Source organism: Nocardioides turkmenicus (assembly GCF_011045035.1).
Taxonomy (GTDB): Bacteria; Actinomycetota; Actinomycetes; order Propionibacteriales; family Nocardioidaceae; genus Nocardioides; species Nocardioides turkmenicus.
Map to the genome: position 1 here is coordinate 229,748 of NZ_JAALAA010000009.1, position 16,317 is coordinate 246,064.

At 70.6% G+C, this 16,317-nt stretch carries 19 protein-coding genes; 6 read left to right on the top strand and 13 right to left on the bottom strand.

Going from position 1 to position 16,317, the window contains the following annotated elements; all coding sequences use genetic code 11:
- Positions 1-42: 42 nt before the first annotated feature.
- Positions 43-1,020 (top strand): sulfotransferase family protein, encoded by a 978-nt coding sequence (locus G5C66_RS13000; RefSeq protein WP_165111375.1) that lies wholly within the window; start codon positions 43-45, stop codon positions 1,018-1,020.
- Here G5C66_RS13000 and G5C66_RS13005 read toward each other — a convergent pair.
- On the bottom strand, positions 1,004-1,900 hold the full coding sequence (locus G5C66_RS13005) for a hypothetical protein (protein ID WP_165111376.1): 897 nt from the start codon (positions 1,898-1,900) through the stop codon (positions 1,004-1,006). The genes G5C66_RS13000 and G5C66_RS13005 overlap by 17 nt on opposite strands.
- A 163-nt stretch (positions 1,901-2,063) precedes the next feature.
- Here G5C66_RS13005 and G5C66_RS13010 point away from each other — a divergent pair, with 163 nt between their 5' ends.
- Entirely contained in the window at positions 2,064-2,660 is a 597-nt protein-coding gene (locus G5C66_RS13010) for a hypothetical protein (RefSeq protein ID WP_165111377.1), read from the top strand.
- A complete protein-coding gene (locus G5C66_RS13015) occupies positions 2,660-3,268 on the top strand; it encodes a nucleoside deaminase (RefSeq protein ID WP_165111378.1) in 609 nt (202 codons plus the stop codon). Before G5C66_RS13010 ends, G5C66_RS13015 begins: the two co-directional genes overlap by 1 nt.
- 14 nt (positions 3,269-3,282) lie before the next feature.
- Here the strand turns inward: G5C66_RS13015 and G5C66_RS13020 are convergent, their stop codons facing one another.
- Positions 3,283-4,506, bottom strand: coding sequence for an MFS transporter (locus G5C66_RS13020; RefSeq protein ID WP_206444026.1), 1,224 nt, complete (start codon positions 4,504-4,506; stop codon positions 3,283-3,285).
- A gap of 69 nt (positions 4,507-4,575) precedes the next feature.
- Here G5C66_RS13020 and G5C66_RS13025 point away from each other — a divergent pair, with 69 nt between their 5' ends.
- Positions 4,576-4,908, top strand: coding sequence for an ArsR/SmtB family transcription factor (locus G5C66_RS13025; protein WP_165111379.1), 333 nt, complete (start codon positions 4,576-4,578; stop codon positions 4,906-4,908).
- Here G5C66_RS13025 and G5C66_RS13030 read toward each other — a convergent pair.
- Positions 4,905-5,480, bottom strand: coding sequence for an antibiotic biosynthesis monooxygenase (locus G5C66_RS13030; protein ID WP_241248463.1), 576 nt, complete (start codon positions 5,478-5,480; stop codon positions 4,905-4,907). The two genes, G5C66_RS13025 and G5C66_RS13030, sit on opposite strands and share 4 nt — an antisense overlap.
- A 58-nt stretch (positions 5,481-5,538) precedes the next feature.
- On the opposite strand from G5C66_RS13030, the gene G5C66_RS13035 reads away from it, so the two are divergent.
- Positions 5,539-5,856 (top strand): antibiotic biosynthesis monooxygenase family protein, encoded by a 318-nt coding sequence (locus G5C66_RS13035; RefSeq protein ID WP_165111380.1) that lies wholly within the window; start codon positions 5,539-5,541, stop codon positions 5,854-5,856.
- Between the two features lie 8 nt (positions 5,857-5,864).
- Here the strand turns inward: G5C66_RS13035 and G5C66_RS13040 are convergent, their stop codons facing one another.
- Genes G5C66_RS13040 through purB form a run of 3 tightly spaced genes read right to left on the bottom strand, consistent with a single transcriptional unit; the run spans position 5,865 to position 8,633 of the window.
- Positions 5,865-6,764, bottom strand: coding sequence for an oxygenase MpaB family protein (locus G5C66_RS13040; RefSeq protein ID WP_165111381.1), 900 nt, complete (start codon positions 6,762-6,764; stop codon positions 5,865-5,867).
- A gap of 40 nt (positions 6,765-6,804) precedes the next feature.
- A complete protein-coding gene (locus tag G5C66_RS13045; RefSeq protein ID WP_165111413.1) occupies positions 6,805-7,206 on the bottom strand; it encodes an NUDIX hydrolase in 402 nt (133 codons plus the stop codon).
- Complete coding sequence (gene purB, locus G5C66_RS13050) at positions 7,203-8,633, bottom strand: adenylosuccinate lyase (RefSeq protein ID WP_165111382.1); 1,431 nt, start codon at positions 8,631-8,633, stop codon at positions 7,203-7,205. The genes G5C66_RS13045 and purB overlap by 4 nt, the downstream gene beginning before the upstream one ends.
- A 38-nt stretch (positions 8,634-8,671) precedes the next feature.
- Here purB and G5C66_RS13055 point away from each other — a divergent pair, with 38 nt between their 5' ends.
- The gene (locus tag G5C66_RS13055; protein ID WP_165111383.1) at positions 8,672-9,886 is read left to right on the top strand and encodes a DUF4032 domain-containing protein; all 1,215 of its coding nucleotides are present in this window, start codon (positions 8,672-8,674) and stop codon (positions 9,884-9,886) included.
- Between the two features lie 12 nt (positions 9,887-9,898).
- On the opposite strand, the gene G5C66_RS13060 is transcribed toward G5C66_RS13055, so the two are convergent.
- From G5C66_RS13060 to G5C66_RS13090, 7 genes are all read right to left on the bottom strand, one after another.
- Complete coding sequence (locus tag G5C66_RS13060; RefSeq protein WP_165111384.1) at positions 9,899-10,201, bottom strand: hypothetical protein; 303 nt, start codon at positions 10,199-10,201, stop codon at positions 9,899-9,901.
- Between the two features lie 22 nt (positions 10,202-10,223).
- Positions 10,224-11,519, bottom strand: a complete 1,296-nt coding sequence (gene purD, locus G5C66_RS13065) for a phosphoribosylamine--glycine ligase (protein ID WP_165111385.1) — start codon at positions 11,517-11,519, stop codon at positions 10,224-10,226.
- A 103-nt stretch (positions 11,520-11,622) separates the two neighbouring features.
- The gene (locus G5C66_RS13070; protein WP_206444028.1) at positions 11,623-11,883 is read right to left on the bottom strand and encodes a TM2 domain-containing protein; all 261 of its coding nucleotides are present in this window, start codon (positions 11,881-11,883) and stop codon (positions 11,623-11,625) included.
- Between the two features lie 48 nt (positions 11,884-11,931).
- Positions 11,932-13,218: an adenylosuccinate synthase gene (locus G5C66_RS13075; RefSeq protein ID WP_165111387.1), complete on the bottom strand. Its 1,287-nt coding sequence runs from the start codon at positions 13,216-13,218 to the stop codon at positions 11,932-11,934.
- Positions 13,219-13,374: 156 nt separating this feature from the next.
- Positions 13,375-14,355 (bottom strand): helix-turn-helix transcriptional regulator, encoded by a 981-nt coding sequence (locus tag G5C66_RS13080; RefSeq protein ID WP_165111388.1) that lies wholly within the window; start codon positions 14,353-14,355, stop codon positions 13,375-13,377.
- A gap of 27 nt (positions 14,356-14,382) precedes the next feature.
- On the bottom strand, positions 14,383-15,837 hold the full coding sequence (lysS, locus tag G5C66_RS13085; RefSeq protein WP_206444074.1) for a lysine--tRNA ligase: 1,455 nt from the start codon (positions 15,835-15,837) through the stop codon (positions 14,383-14,385).
- Between the two features lie 107 nt (positions 15,838-15,944).
- A partial coding sequence (locus tag G5C66_RS13090) for a DUF3151 domain-containing protein (protein WP_165111390.1) occupies positions 15,945-16,317 on the bottom strand: 373 nt, incomplete at its 5' end.

Here is a 16,317-nt window from a genome sequence, read left to right on the forward strand (position 1 = left end):
TTAAGTAGACTGTTTCGAGCAACTTAAGCGGGAGGGCCGCCCATGGAGCGACGACCACAGCCAGACTTCTTGATCATCGGGGCACCGAAGGCCGGGACCACGGCGCTGCACTCGGCGCTCGCGACGCACCCACAGGTGTTCGCCACGACACCGAAGGAACCGAAGTACTGGCTCTGCGACGACGCGCCCCCGCCGCACTGGCGCGGGCCGGGCGACAAGCACTCCCAGCAGGAGTGGGTGTGGCGGCGTACGGACTACGACCGGCTCTTCGCTGCCGCGCCCGAGCACGCGGTGCGGGGCGAGAGCACGCCGTTCTACCTCTGGTCCACCAGCGCGCAGCGGCGGATCGCGAAGGAGCTCCCGGAGGTGAGGCTGATCGCGGTCGTGCGCGACCCGATCGACCGTGCCTACTCCAACTGGATGCACCTGTGGTGCGACGGTCTCGAGCCCGTCGCCGACTTCCCCACCGCGTTCCGACTCCAGGACCAGCGCGCCCACGACGGCTGGGCGCCGTTCTGGCGCTACCGCGAGCTCGGCCTCTACGGCCGGCAGCTCGACCACCTCTACGGGCTGGTCGGCGAGGACCGGGTCCTGGTGGTCCGCTACCGCGACATCGTCGACGAGCCGGCCGCGACCGTCGACCGCGCCTGCCGTTTCCTCGGCATCGAGCAGGGTCACGTCGACCACATCCCGAAGGACAACAGCAGGACGTACGTCGAACCGGGCTGGCGCCCGAAGGTGCTCGGTCCTGTGGTCAGGGGCGGTGCCTGGCTCGCCCAGTTCGCGCCGCCGGAGGTCTGGCGGCGGACCTATCCGCCGCTGCTGCGCCAGCTCGCCGGACCGGGCGACCACCACCGACCCCGGCTGACGCCGGAGCAGCGCGAGCAGCTCCTGCCGGCGTTCGCCGAGGACATCGAGCTGCTGACCAAGGTGAGCGGCCAGGACTTCTCCGACTGGCTCTCCACCGCGAGCCGCGGGTCGTTCCAGGAACGGACCGAGAGGATCAGCGGACCAGCGTGATCAGGTCGTGGGCGCCGTCCTCGCGGGCCGCCTCCACGTAGTAGCGGATCCGGCCGTCGGGCAGCGGCACCGCGCTGGCGTAGCGGAACGCACCGTCGGAGTGGGGGCTGGTGACCGGGGCGGCGTCGGGGTCGGCGACCAGGCGGGTGCCGTCCCAGCGGGCGATGCCGGTGGTCTCGTACCAGTTCGACTCGGCGTCGGCACGGCCGTCGTAGAGGACGACGAGCGGGTCGTGAGAGACGACCGTGGTCACCCGGGCGCCGCGGGCGTCCCAGCGGCCCGGTCGACCGGCGAGGACCTCACCGTCGTCGTGCCACTCCAGGCCGTCGGTCGACGTGAGGTAGCGGGTCGTCATCCGGTCCTCGTGGCCCGGCTCGGTGAGCGGGTGGCAGCACAGCCACATCTGCCAGGTCTGGGTCACCGGGTCGATCGCGATCACCGGGTCCTTGACCGCGACGGTGTCGCTGCCGGGATGGACGACCTGGCGCCGGCCCTCCGGGAGCCCGTCGACCGTCTCGGCGGTGAGGCTGTCGACCCACCAGTGCTTGGAGTCCCAGGTGGCGCAGGAGAGGTAGAGCCGCCAGCCGCCCTCGGGCAGCGGCACCAGCACCGGCCGCTCCAGCGACTCGCAGCCGAACTGGTCGCGGTGCACCTCGGTCACCGTCTCGAACCGCACCCCGTCGGTCGACCGGGCGACGGTGACCGTCACGCCGCGACCGTCGGAGAGCGGGCGCCGATTGCGCCAGGTCAGCCAGAACACGCCGTCGACCAGGACCGCGCTCGCGGCGCCGGCCCAGTTGCCCGGGCCCTCGCCGGGCGCCGGGATCACGAGCTCGGCACCGTCGTAGGACGGGAGGGACGGAAGCACACCGGTGGTCATGGACACATCTTAGTCAAGTCACTCACTCGACTATGTATATCCGCGCCGCGGCGGTTCGGCGCTGTAACACGTCGTTCGTGGAACTACTCGCCCTATCGGAACGACCGGATAGTCCCACGAACAGCGTGTTACAGCGCCGCTCGCTATGGCATGGTGTCGAGCCATGGCCGAGACAGCTGATCAGATCTACGCCCGCGTCCAGGCCGGCGGTGACCTGCCCGCGCCGAGCATCACCGAGTGGGACGTCTTCCCGTGGGTCGTACGTGACGGCGCGATCGCCCCCAAGCCACTCGCGCCGCCCTCCCCCGAGGAGCCGCGCGCGGGCGAGGACGGTGTCGACTGCAGCCTGTGCGGCGCCGATCTGCCCGGCGTGATCTGGCAGGACGAGCGCTGGCGGGTGAAGCACCTGAAGCAGTCCGGGCTCCCGCTGGTGCTGGTGCTCGAGCCGATCGAGCACTACGACCTGCCCGACCTCGACGAGCACCAGGCGGCGGAGTTCGGGGTCCTCACCGTGCGGATCGCCCGGATCGTGGAGAGCCTGCCCAACATCGCCCGCTGCCACGCGATGCGTATCGGCGACGGCGCCGAGCACCTGCACATGTGGTTCCTGGCCCGGCCGAAGGACCTGCTCTCCCTCCGCGGCAGCTTCTCCCCCGACTGGGACGACATCCTCCCGCCCGGCCCCGCGGACGTCTGGCGCGCCGATCTCGCCGAGGTCGCCCGCAAGCTCGCCACCCACGGCGGCGAGGCCCTGATCTGATGCCGCCGGAGGTCCGGTTCGACGAGACGGACGTACGCCGCCTGCTGGACGTCATCGAGCAGGAGATCGTCCCGCTGACCCGTGCCGGCGTGGCCGCAGGCAACAAGATCTTCGGGGCCGCGATCCTGCGCCGCGCGGACCTGTCCGTGGTGGTGGCCGAGACCAACAACGAGACCGAGAACCCGCTGTGGCACGGCGAGATCCATGCCATCAAGCGCTTCTTCGAGCTGCCGGCCGACGACCGGCCGGCCCCCGCCGACTCGCTGCTGCTGGCGACCCACGAGCCGTGCTCGCTGTGCCTGTCGGGGGTGGCCTGGTCCGGGATCCCCGAGTTCGCCTACCTCTTCAGCCACCAGGACTCGGCCGACTCCTTCGCGATCCCCTACGACCTGGCGATCCTGCGCGGCGTCTACGCCGTCCCGGACCCCGACCGCGACGAGGTCGACCCGGGGCGCGACCTCTACAACCGCACCAACGCCTACTTCACCAGCACCGCTCTCGCCCCGCTGGCCGATCCCGAGCAGCTCGCCCGGATCAGCCGGACCTACGACGAGCTCTCGGCGGCGTACCAGGATCGGAAGGGCGGCGGGGCGATCGCCCACCCCTGACGGGGGTGCCCGGATCAGTGGCTGCTGCGCCAGCGCAGCAGCCCGGCGGTCGCGGAGAGCAGCACCACGACGGCGCCGTAGATGTAGGTCGTGGCCGCGAGACCGATCTCCGGCGTCAGCAGCCCGGCGACGACGGCGGGGACACCGAAGGCCAGATAGGACACGATGAAGATCACCGCGAAGACCTCGGCCCTCTCGTGGGCGGGAAGGAGCGGCATGATCGAGCGCAGGATGCCGAAGAAGGCGGTGCCGAAGCCGGTGCCCGCCACGACCACGGCGACGAGGTAGGCCGTCGACGAGCCGGACAGCAGGGCGAGCAGGCTGAGCACGGTGCCGACGGCGAGCGCGGCCGTGCCGTAGAGGGTCGTCGCCCGCGCGGAGCGGTTCCGGAAGACGTACGCAGCCACCGCCCCGGCTCCGGCGAGGGCTCCGATCGCGAGCCCCTGGAGGACGTGGCTGTCGGCACCCAGCTCCGTGCGTACGATCGCGGCGCCGAGAGAGAGGAAGAGCCCGCCGGTGGCCCAGCCGGCGAAGATCGCCGGGGCGCTGCTGGCGAGCAGGCCCCTGATCGCGGGCGGCACGGCGACCCGCGGACGCAGCGAGGCGAGCAGGCCGTCGTGGCGAGGGGCCGTCTCCGGAGCGAGCCACACGCCCGTCGCGAGCATGAGGGACAGCACGACGAGGGCGTCGAACACGATGACCTGTGCGTCGCCGCTCAGCTGCAGGACCACACCGGCGACGACGGCGCCGACGGCCAGGCCGACCATCGGCGCGACCGCGTTGACCACCGCCGCCGAACCGGGCCGCGACGGCCGCTCGAAGTCAGCCACCGCAGCGGACAGGGTGGAGAGCAGCAGGCCGCTGGCGACGCCCTGCAGGATGCGCGCCTCGAAGAGGGCGGCGGCCGCATCGGCACTTCGGAAAAGCGCGAAGCTCGCCGCCAGCAGCACGAACCCGACCGTCACCACCGGGCGACGACCGACATGGTCGGAGACCGAGCCGAACACCAGGAGCGTGCCGAGCAGCGCCACCGCGTAGACCGCGAAGACCGCCGTCATCACCCAGGGCTGCAGGCCGAGGCCGACCTGGAGGTCGGGATAGAAGGGCGAGGGCGCACTGGCTCCGGCCATCATCAGCACGACCGCCCCGAGCGCCACTCCGGCACCGAGCCGCCGCTTCGAGACGACGTCCGTCGTCGTCCCGCTCATCACCTCTGCCGACATCACCACTCCATCCATCGTTCGAATTATTTCGAACCTTTTGGGAGCGTACGCGCCTTCCGACGACTGTGCAACTATTATCGAACTATGAGTTCTTCCCCGGACCTTCCGCATCCCGATCGGTCGGAGATCTCACTGACGTCCGTGCTCTTCGCGCTCAGCGACCCCGAGCGTCTGGCGATCGCCCGCCAGCTGGTCGACGGCCCCCTCGACATGGCGGAGTGCCACCTGAGCAACCCGGACGTGCCGAAGTCGACCAAGTCGCACCTGATGAAGGTGCTGCGTACGTCCGGGGTGGTCCGCAACGAGGCCAACGGCCGGGCCCGGCGCCTCTCGCTGCGCCGCGAGGATCTCGACGCGCGGTTCCCGGGCCTCCTCGACGCCGTCCTCTCCGCCGAGGACGGCAACGCGAAGGTCTAGCGGCGCCAGGGCGCCGGGCGCCCGTGCAGGAACCACTCCATGTTGCGGGTGATCCACGGCAGCCCGAAGTACGTCATGAACGGCAGCGTCACGGCCATCACGCCGAGCACCTTGAGCGGCAGCGCCCAGCCGTCGACGAGCGGCCCGAGCAGCCAGTTGGCGAGCAGGCTGACCGGGTAGAACATCAGGAAGATCGTGATCGTCTGCTTCCACCGCGGCGGAGCGGTCGCGACCCCGGAGACCTGCTCGACGTCGTAGGTGCTGGGCGGGTCGAACCAGCCCTCGATGCCGGTGCGCCGCTCGATCCGGGTCTCCTCCACGAACGGCTCGCCGGCACCCAGCCACCAGCCGCGCTGGCGGCTGTTGTCCCAGCGGCCGAGGGTCTCGTGGGAGTCGAAGCGGTAGAGCAGGTGCCACTGGTCGGAGTCGGGTGCCGGCCGCACCCAGCCGGCGCCGAGGAAGCCGGGGAACTCGCTGGCCAGCCGAATCCCGGCCTGCATCCAGGCGACCATCTCGTCGCGGCGCTCCACGGAGACTCGACGGGCGATGGTCACGGTTACCGGATCGGACATGCCGTCCATCGTCGCAGGCACGTACGCCGCGTCCCCAGCCCTCGCATAGGTTTGCGGCATGTCTGTGGTGAAGATCAATGCAATCCAGGTTCCGGAGGGCGCCGGCGCGGAGCTCGAGAAGCGGTTCGCGGCGCGTGCCGGGGCGGTCGAGAAGTCCCCGGGCTTCCTCGGCTTCCAGCTGCTCCGCCCGGTCGCCGGCGACGACCGTTACTTCGTGGTCACCCACTGGGACTCCGAGGAGTCCTTCGCGGCCTGGCGCGACGGAGATGCCCGCGCCGCCCACGCGACCCCGCCGGGCGAGGCGCCGCGCAAGCCGGTCTCCACCGGCGCCGACCTGCTGGAGTTCGAGGTCGTGCTGGACGTCAAGCCGGCCTGACGCCGACCTCAGGCCGAGGTGACGTCGGAGACGCCGGGGATGCTGACGCCGCCCCGGCGCACCAAGGACTGCTCACCCCGCTGGACGACCTTGTAGAAGTGCTCGCTCCGCCCGCGCAGCAGCGGCGTGGACCCGAGGAGCGAGAGACGGCCGTGGGCGAGGCGGCTGGCCGTGCGTACGGCCCGCCATCGCGTCTCGTCCGCGGCCGACCACGGGATGCCGTAGTGCTCGCGGACGATCGGCGGGAGGCTGCCCTGGACCACGGTGCGGAGCGTCTCGTTGGCCGGCGGCCCGCCGGGTAGGTGGTAGCCCGCGGTGCCGGCGATGTGGCGGCCGACCAGCCGCGCCTCGTCGACGAGATACGGCTCGTCCGAAGAGAGCCAGGCGTCGAAGCGGCGGCGGAAGTCGGGGTACGACGCCGGTGCGGCCGAGGCGGGCATGCCGAAGAGGCCGGCCCAGGTCACGAACCCGTCGAAGAGCTCCTCACGCTCAGGCGGGCGCAGCGGGCGAACCAGGGCGTCGTACATGAACTCGACCGAGTCCAGCGCGAACGCCGCCGTCCACCACATCAGCCCGGGGTCGGTGGCCGAGTAGTGCGAGCCGGCGGGGTGAGCGGGGCCGCCGTCGACCTCCATGGTCCCGTCGACGGGAGCATGACGACGCGCGGTGAACGCCAGCGCCCGGTCGGCCTCCTCGCGGGAGCCGAGGAAGACCGTCTCCATCAGCCTGGCGGTCAGCGCGAGCCGGGTGTAGGGGGTCGACCGGTGCACGGTGTGCTGTGCGGTGCCGACGAAGAGCCGCGGGTGCAGACCGCCGAGCACCAGCGCCCGCTGCCCCCAGGTCAGCCCGACGGCGCGCTGGCGCATCGCACGGACGACCATCGAGTCGGCGGCGAAGTACCCGGGCATACCGACAGTCTGACACCGCTCGGTCGCCCGGCGCCGAGGATCAGGCGGGCTGGAGAGCCGGGACGACGTACTCCCTGGTCAGCGGGGCGAAGTGGACGCCCTCGGCGATCTCCGCGAGCGTCGCCCAGCGCAGCTCCGCGATCTCCGCGGCCGCGTCCGGCGTCACCTCACCGGCCCAGGTGAAGACCGTCGAGCGGACCACGTGGCCCGGCTCGTTGGCCGCGTCGGCCTCGAACTCCCCGAGGGGGGTGAGGTCCTCGACCCGAAGACGTACGCCGAGCTCCTCCGCGACCTCGCGGACGGCCGCCTGCGCGGCCGACTCTCCCGGCTCCAGCTTCCCGCCGGGGAGCATGAAGCTCGCGGTGCCCTTCTTGCGGACGGTCAGCATCCGGCCTTCACCGTCGCGGAAGACGACCGCCGCGACGGTGATGACGGGGCTCAGAGGATCTCCCCCGGCGTGTAGGCCGCGGCCTCGGGGTGGCGGGCGGTCACGGCCTCCACGCGGCGTACGACCTCCTGGACCTGCGCGACCGCGGCACCGGTGAACTCGATCGGCTCGGCCACGAGCGACTGGATCTGCTCCTCGGTCAGGCCGAGGCGCGGGTCGGCGCCGAGCTTGGCGAAGACGTCGTTCTCGGCCTGGCCCTTGCGCATCGACAGCGCGGTGCCGACGGCGGCCTCCTTGATCGCCTCGTGGGCCTCCTCGCGGCCGACGCCGTTGCGGACGGCCGCCATCAGGACCTTGGTGGTCGCCAGGAACGGCAGGTAGCGGTCGAGCTCACGCTGGATCACCGCGGGGAAGGCACCGAACTCGTCGAGCACGGTGAGGAAGGTCTGGAAGAGCCCGTCGGCGGCGAAGAAGGCGTCCGGGAGCGCGACGCGGCGCACGACCGAGTCGGAGACGTCGCCCTCGTTCCACTGGTCGCCGGCCAGCTCGGAGATCATCGAGAGGTAGCCGCGGAGCACGACGGAGAGGCCGTTGACCCGCTCGGTGGAGCGCGAGTTCATCTTGTGGGGCATCGCGCTCGAGCCGACCTGGCCCTCCTTGAAGCCCTCGGTGACCAGCTCGTTGCCGGCCATCAGCCGGATCGTGGTCGACAGGTTGGAGGGGCCGGAGACCAGCTGGACCAGCGCCGAGACGGCGTCGAAGTCGAGCGAGCGCGGGTAGACCTGGCCCACGCTGGTGAAGACGTTGTCGAAGCCGAGGTGGGCCGCCACCCGCTCCTCCAGCACGGCGAGCTTGCCGGCGTCGCCGTCGAGCAGGTCGAGCATGTCCTGGGCGGTGCCCATCGGACCCTTGATCCCGCGCAGCGGGTAGCGGTCGATGAGCTCCTCGACCCGCTGGAGGCCGACGAGCATCTCGTCGGCGACGGTCGCGAACCGCTTGCCCAGCGTCGTCGCCTGGGCGGCGACGTTGTGGCTACGACCGGCCATGACGGTGGTCTCGTGCTCGGTCGCGAGCCGCGCCAGGCGGGCCAGGGTGGCGACGGCACGGTCACGGATCACCTTCAGCGAGGAGAGCACCTGGAGCTGCTCGACGTTCTCGGTGAGGTCGCGGCTGGTCATGCCCTTGTGGATGTGCTCGTGGCCGGCGAGCGCGGCGAACTCCTCGATCCGCGCCTTCACGTCGTGGCGGGTCACCCGCTCCCGGGCCGCGATCGAGTCGAGGTCGACGTCCTCCACGACCTTCTCGTACGCCTCCACGACCCCGTCGGGGACGTCGATGCCGAGATCCTTCTGAGCCTTGAGCACCGCGATCCAGAGCTGGCGCTCCAGCACGATCTTGTGCTCGGGACTCCAGATCCCGGCGAGGTCGGCCGCGGCATAGCGGTTGGCGAGGACGTTGGGCACCACAGTCACGGCGGACATTCTCCCATGTTCGACGAGTTCCCCACTAACGTGGCGGTATGGCCTTGCAGATCCTCGCCAGCCGGCCGGACCCGGCGATCTACACCCTGCCCTGGTCCCGGGCCCTGGAGGACTGGCCGGACGACGTCGTGGTGCCGCTGACCCGTGGCCTGAGCCGACACGTCGTACGCATCGTGCGCGTGCGCAACCACGTCTACGCGGTCAAGGAGACCCAGGCCGACATCGCCCGGCGGGAGTACAACATGCTGCGCGAGTTGCAGCGTCTCGGCCTGCCGACGGTGGTCGCCAAGAGCGTCGTCACCGGCCGCAAGGACCACGACGGCAACGATCTCAACGCGGCGCTGATGACCGAGCACCTCACCTACTCGCTCCCCTACCGCGCCCTGTTCGAGCGGGGCCTGGCCGCGGACCGGCTCCCCAGCCTGATCGACGCCCTCGTCGTCCTGCTCGTACGCCTCCACCTGGCCGGCTTCTACTGGGGCGACGTCTCCTTGTCGAACGTCCTCTTCGTCCGCGACGCGAACGGGTTCGCCGCCTACCTGGTCGACGCCGAGACCGGGGAGCTGAAGCCCGAGCTCTCCGACCGGCTCCGCGAGTACGACCTCGACGTCGCCTACCAGAACATCTACGGCGAGCTGCTCGACCTGCAGGCGAGCGACTCGCTGCCGGAGGCCTTCCCGATCGACGCGATCGTCGAGCGGCTGCAGACCCGCTACGACGCGCTGTGGCGCGAGCTCACCGAGGAGCAGGTCTTCTCCGCCGAGGAGATGTGGCACATCGAGCAGCGCATCGAGCGCCTCCACGACCTCGGCTTCGACGTGGAGGAGCTCGACATCACCACCAGCGAGGACGGCGACACGGTGGCGTTGCGCCCGCGGGTGGTCGAGCTCGGCCACCACCGTCGCGAGCTGCGCGCGCTGACCGGGCTCGACGTCCAGGACGCCCAGGCACGACGGATCCTCAACGACATCTCCGCCTACCGCGCCACCCGCGAGCTCGGCGACCAGCCGATCGAGGTCGCCGCCGGCCGCTGGCTGCGCGAGATCTACGAGCCCATCGTCGCGATGCGCCCTCCCGGCGCCGCCGCCAAGCTCACCCCGGCGCAGATGTTCCACGAGATCCTGGAGCACCGCTGGGTGCTCTCCCAGTTCGCCGGAGAGTGGGTCAAGCTCATCAACGCCGCCGAGTCCTACTACGAGGACGTCATCCAGCACCGCCCTGACGAGGCGGTCACACCACCCGCGGAGGACTGAGCAGGATAGTGCTCATTTGAGCACTATCCTGCCTTGGGTCACGCCCGCCGGATGGACGCGCCCGGCCTTCAGGTCGACCCCGTGAGGCGGGTCGTCGCCGTCGGGCGACGGGATGACGTGGCCGACGTTGTCCTGCTCCTTCAGGTCGCGCGCGGCGCGGGCGTTGCCCGGGTCGAAGACGTCGATGAAGTTGCCGAGGCCGTCGCCGATCCCGGCGGAGACGCCACGGCGCGAGGAGCGCAGGGCCTTGTTGCAGGCTGCGATCAGCAGGCCGAGCACGACAACGACGGCGACGCCGAACACGACCCAGGTCATGCTCGGCAGACTACGCCGACGCTCAAAGCAGCGAGGCGCCCTCGACGACACCGAGCGGCTCGGCCGCGATGTCGGAGCGCCGCTGGAGACCGTCGAAGGTGATCAGGTCGGCGGCTGCGTACGCCCGCGAGCGCGCGTCGTCGATGTCGTAGCCCGTCGCGCGGACCGCCAGGACGCGGCCGCCCGCGGTGACCAGGTGGCGGTGGTCGGGCTCCTCCGGCGTGGAGGCGTCGACGATGGCGGTGCCGGCGTGGATCACGTCCACGTCGTTGATCGAGTTGGCGTTGCCGACGCCGGTGATGACGTCGCCCTTCGAGGAGGACTCCGGGTAGCCGGCCGAGGCCAGCACGACCGTCACCGAGGCGCCGTCGGAGAAGGTCGGCGCCTCGACCGTGTCGAGCGCGCCGGTGGCGGCCGCGAACAGCAGGTCGCCCAGCGAGGACTCCAGGAGCGCGAGCACCGGCTGCGAGTCGGGGTCGCCGAAGCGGCAGTTGAACTCGATCACCTTCGGGCCCTTGGCGGTCAGCGAGAGCCCGACGTAGAGGCACCCGACGAACGGGGCGCCGCGCTTCTCCATCTCGGCCAGGGTCGGCTGGACGACGGTCTCCAGCACGACCTCGGCCAGGTCCGGCTGCGCCCACGGCAGCGGCGAGTAGGCACCCATCCCGCCGGTGTTGCCGCCCTTGCCGCCGTCGAAGATCCGCTTGAAGTCCTGCGCCGGCTGCAGGGCGTACGCGCGGGTGCCGTCGCAGATCGCGAACAGGGAGACCTCGGGGCCGTCGAGGAACTCCTCGATGACGACCCGCTCGCAGGCGGCCGCGTGAGCCAGCGCCTCCTCGCGGTCACGCGTCACGACGACGCCCTTGCCCGCGGCGAGCGCGTCGTCCTTGACGACGTACGGAGCGCCGAACTCGTCCAGCGCGGCGGCCGCCTCCTCGGGCGTGGTCGCCACGCGCGAGCCCGCGGTCGGCACACCGGCGGCGGACATCACGTCCTTGGAGAACGCCTTCGACCCCTCGAGCTGCGCGGCAGCCTCCGACGGGCCGAAGACCGCGATCCCCGCCTCACGGACCGTGTCGGCGACGCCGGCCACCAGCGGCGCCTCGGGCCCGACGACGACCAGGTCGACGCCCAGCTCACCGGCCAGGGCGGCGATCGCGGGGCCGGACATGATGTCCACGTCCCGCAGCGTGGCGAACGCAGCGATCCCGGGGTTGCCGGGCGCGGCGTACACCTCGTTCCCCTCCTGGGAGAGCTTCAGCGCGAGCGCGTGCTCGCGGCCACCGGTGCCGACGACGAGGATCTTGCGAGTAGTCACACCGGAACTCTAGATGGTCGGCGTCAGACCCGATCAGACCGGAGCGAACACGGGCGCCGCCCCGGAGGACGACGCCCGTGTTCGTGTGGCAGCTGGATCAGCCTCAGTTCTCGCGCAGCGGACGGCCCTGGCCGTCCACACCACCCTTGACCAGGATGATGATGCCGTCGATGAAGCCCCAGAGGCCGCCGGCACCGCAGGTGAGGACGGAGACGACGAGCTGGAGCACACCGATCTTGGTGTGGCCCATGTAGAAGCGACCGGCACCGAACGAGCCGAGGAAGATCCCGAGCAGCCCGGCGACCAGCTTGCTCTTGTCAGAGAGCTCGGCCGACGGGATAGGGGTGGGGGTAGGGTTTGTCATGGCGCGGACCATATCGGGCCCCGCCGCCCGTCGAGATCCGGGTCCGCCTCAGCCCGCGAGCGGGTTGATGATGACCGTCTCGTCGCGCGCCGGGCCGACGCCGATGACCGACATCGGAGCGCCGGAGATCTCCTCGACGTACTTCACGTACGCCTGGGCGTTGGCCGGCAGGTCGCTGAACGTCCGCGCCCCGGAGATGTCCTCCTTCCAGCCGGGCAGCATCTCGAAGATGGGCTTGGCGTGGTGGAAGTCGGACTGGTTGACGGGCATCTCGTCGTGGCGGACACCGTCGACGTCGTACGCCACGCACACCGGGATCTCGTCGAGACCGCCGAGCACGTCGAGCTTGGTGAGGACGAAGTCGGTGACGCCGTTGACGCGGGCGGCGTAGCGGGCGATGACGGCGTCGTACCAGCCACAGCGGCGCGGGCGCCCCGTGGTGGTGCCGAACTCGTGGCCGTTGTCGCGCAGGTAGTCGCCGGAGGCGTCGAAGAGCTCGGTCGGGAACGGACCCTCGCCCACGCGTGTGGTGTAGGCCTTCACGATCGCGACGACCCGGTCGATCCGGTTCGGCGGGATGCCGGAGCCGGTGCAGGCGCCGCCCGAGGTGGCGTTGGAGGAGGTCACGAACGGGTAGGTGCCGTGGTCGACGTCGAGCAGCGTCGCCTGCCCGCCCTCGAGCAGCACGGTCTCGCCCCTGTCGAGCGCCTGGTTGAGCAGCAGGCCGGTGTCGCAGACCATCGGCGCGATCCGGTCGGCGTAGGACAGCAGGTCCTCGACGACGGCCTCGACGGTGAAGCCGCGACGGTTGTAGACCTTCGAGAGCAGCTGGTTCTTCAGCTCCAGCGCACCCTCGACCTTGCCGCGCAGGATCGACTCGTCGAAGAGGTCCTGGACGCGGATGCCGATGCGGTTGACCTTGTCGGCGTACGTCGGCCCGATGCCGCGGCCGGTGGTGCCGATCTTGCGCGAGCCGAGGAACCGCTCGGTGACCTTGTCGAGCTGACGGTTGTAGTCGGCGATGACGTGGGCGCTGGCCGACAGCTTCAGCTTGGAGATGTCGACGCCGCGCTCCTCCAGGCCGGTCAGCTCCTCGAAGAGGACGGCGAGGTCGACGACAACACCGTTGCCGATCACCGGCGTGACGCCGGCGGTGAGGATGCCGCTGGGCAGCAGGTGGAGGGCGTACTTCTCCTTGCCGATCACCACGGTGTGGCCGGCGTTGTTGCCGCCGTTGAACTTCACGACGTAGTCGACGTGCTCACCGAGAAGGTCGGTCGCCTTGCCCTTGCCTTCGTCGCCCCACTGGGCGCCGATGATCGTGATCGCGGGCATGTGTTGCTCCTTCGCTCCGGACGGAGTCCCTCCGCCCGGAGGCGGCTGCTCAACGCACCAATATCTAGTGTGTGCTCGATCCATCTACAGAAAGCAAAAAACCCTGGCAAGACCAGGGCTCTTGCGACCACACGCTAGCAAATACCGGCCCGTACGTCACAGCCAGGCTCGCCGGGCGGCCTCGACTCCCGCCTCGAACCGGGAGGTCGCGCCGAGCTCCTCGAGCAGCTCGGCGACCCGTCGCCGGACCGTACGCAGCGAGACTCCGAGCCTCCGGGCGATCTGCTCGTCCTGGGCTCCGCTGGCCAGCTCGGCGAGCAGCAGCCGGCGCTCGGCGTTCGGCAGGTCCTCCAGCTCGGCCGCCGGGAGGGCCCGGTGCCACAGCTCCTCGAAGTAGCAGGTGACCACCTCGACGATGCCCCGCTGGCGTACGTTGATCATCGGCTGCTCCACCGGGCCGAGCGGGTCCGGGAACATCGCGTGGGTGCTGCCGACGACCATCAGATGGGTGGCGACGCGGGGCAGGATCCGGATCTCCTCGCCGATCTCGACGCGCATCCGCAGCACGTCGGGCGAGTGCTTCAGGGCCGCCACCGGGTAGATGCCGCGACACCTGCGGCCCGACTTGATCGTCGCCTCGATGACCGAGATGAACCGCATCTCGGAGGGGTGCACGGTGACTGCCGGGCGCAGCCACATCATGTCGCCCGAGGTCGCCGAGACCAGCCGCTCGAAGGTCTCCGGCGTGAACTCGGTGGTGATCACCTCGCCCTCGATGGGATGCTCCTCGCCGATCGGGGCCGGGAGTCGTGCGGCGGTGCCGGCGACGTACGGGACCGACTGGGAGATCTTGAGCAGGTGGTCGTGGGCATCCTGCGCCCTGGTCGCGGCCCGCTCCAGCATGTGGGCGACCACTGCTGTCGGGCTGAGCACCGTCAGGGTCTCACTGACGCAGATCACGCCGCTCTCGATCAGCGGCGCGGCCTCCTCCTTCAGCTCGTCCTCCGAGGTCGACAGCGTCGCCGCGACGACCACCACCGGCCACCCGTTGAGCGGGAGGAGGCGACTGTAGAGCTGCGCCGCGCCCGGGTCGAACCCGAGCGCGGTCATCAGCGTCTGTGACCGGCCGTTCTCCATGTCTGGCACTCTAGTGCCAGATAGTTGTCATGCCTCCGGCTTGAGCAGCGGGAAGAGGATCGTTTCGCGGATCCCGGCACCGGTGAAGAGCATGATCGCCCGGTCCAGGCCGAGCCCGAGGCCGCCCATCGGCGGGGCACCGTACTCCAGCGCGCGCAGAAAGTCCTCGTCGAGCTGCATCGCCTCGGGGTCGCCGCCGGCGGCGAGGAGCGACTGCTGGGTGAGCACCTCGCGCTGCACGACCGGGTCGATCAGCTCGGTGAAGCCGGTGCCGCGCTCGACGCCGCCGATGATCAGGTCCCAGGCCAGGACCTTGCCCGGCTCCTCGTCGTTGATCCGCGCCAGCGGCTGGGCGATCGCCGGGAAGTCGCACAGGAAGGTCGGCTGGATCAGGTGGGGCTCGACCAGCTCGCCGCACAGCTCCATGACGATCTTGCCGGCGTCCCAGGCCGGGTCGAGCTCGACGTCGTGCTTGTCGGCCAGCGCCCTGAGCGTCTCCACGTCGGTGTCGGGGGTGACCTCGACGCCGACGGCCTCGGAGACACCCTCGTAGACCGGCAGCCACTTCCACTCGCCGTCGAGGTCGATGACGCCCGCCTCCGTCTCCACCTGGCGGGAGCCGACCGCGTCGGCGGCGGCGAGGTACATCTTCCGGATCTGCTCGGCGATCGTGAACTGGTCGCCGTAGGCCTGGTAGGCCTCGATCATCGTGAACTCGGGGCTGTGCGTGGAGTCGACGCCCTCGTTGCGGAAGATCCGGCCGATCTCGTAGACCTTGTCGACGCCGCCGACGACCGCCTTCTTGAGGTTGAGCTCGAGCGCGATGCGCAGCGTCATCGGCTGGTCGAACGCGTTCATGTGGGTGTTGAACGGCCGCGCGTGGGCGCCACCGTGGATGAGCTGCAGCACCGGGGTCTCGACCTCGAGGTAACCCTCGTCCTCCAGGCAGCGGCGGATCGCCTGGGTGATCTTCGCGCGCGTACGCACCATGTCGCGCGCCTCCTGGCGCACGATCAGGTCGGCGTAGCGCTGGCGGACCCGCGACTCCTCGGAGAGCTCCTTGTGGAGCACCGGCAGCGGTCGCAGCGCCTTGGAGGCCATCTGCCACTCGCTCGCCATGATGGAGAGCTCGCCGCGGCGCGAGGAGATCACCCGGCCGGTGACGGCGACGTGGTCGCCGAGGTCGACCAGGCTCTTCCACTCCGCGAGCGACTCCTCACCCACCTCGGCCAGCGAGAGCATCACCTGGAGCCGGGTGCCGACCCCCTCCTGGAGCGTCGCGAAGGCCAGCTTGCCGGTGTTGCGGACGAACATGACCCGACCGGCGACGGTGACCACGTCCTGGGTCTCCTCGCCGGCCTCGAGCTTGTCCTCGTAGGCCTCCCGCACCTCGGCGAGCGTGTGCGTGCGGCCGACCTCGATGGCGTACGCCTTCTTGCCCTCGGCCAGCAGGCGCTCGCGCTTCTCGCGCCGGACCAGCATCTGCTCGTTGAGGCTCTGCTGAACCTCGGGGGCATCTGGCGCGTTGGTGGTCTGCTCAGTCACAGGGCAAGGCTAGGCGAAATCGCTGGTCCGACGCGATTCGGTAATCAGCCCAGGAGAGTGTCGTACGCCGTGGGGCTGCTGTCGCGGAGGAACTCGCTGCAGCGCTCCCACTCGTCGGTCTCGCCGATCGCCTTGGCCTGTTCGGCCAGGAGAGCCAGCGAGGTGAGGAAGCCGCGGTTGGGCTCGTGCTCCCACGGCACCGGGCCGTGGCCCTTCCAGCCGTTGCGGCGCAGCATGTCGAGCGAGCGGTGGTAGCCGACACGGGCGTAGGCGTAGACCGTCACGTCCTCGGCGCCGGCCTCCTTGGCGGCCGTGGCGAGCGCTGCCCAGGCGGCGGGCGAGGCGGGGTGGCGGCGTACGACCTCGGCGGGCTCGGTGCCGGCGGCCAGCTCGTCGGTGGCGGGGTCGGCGGGGAGG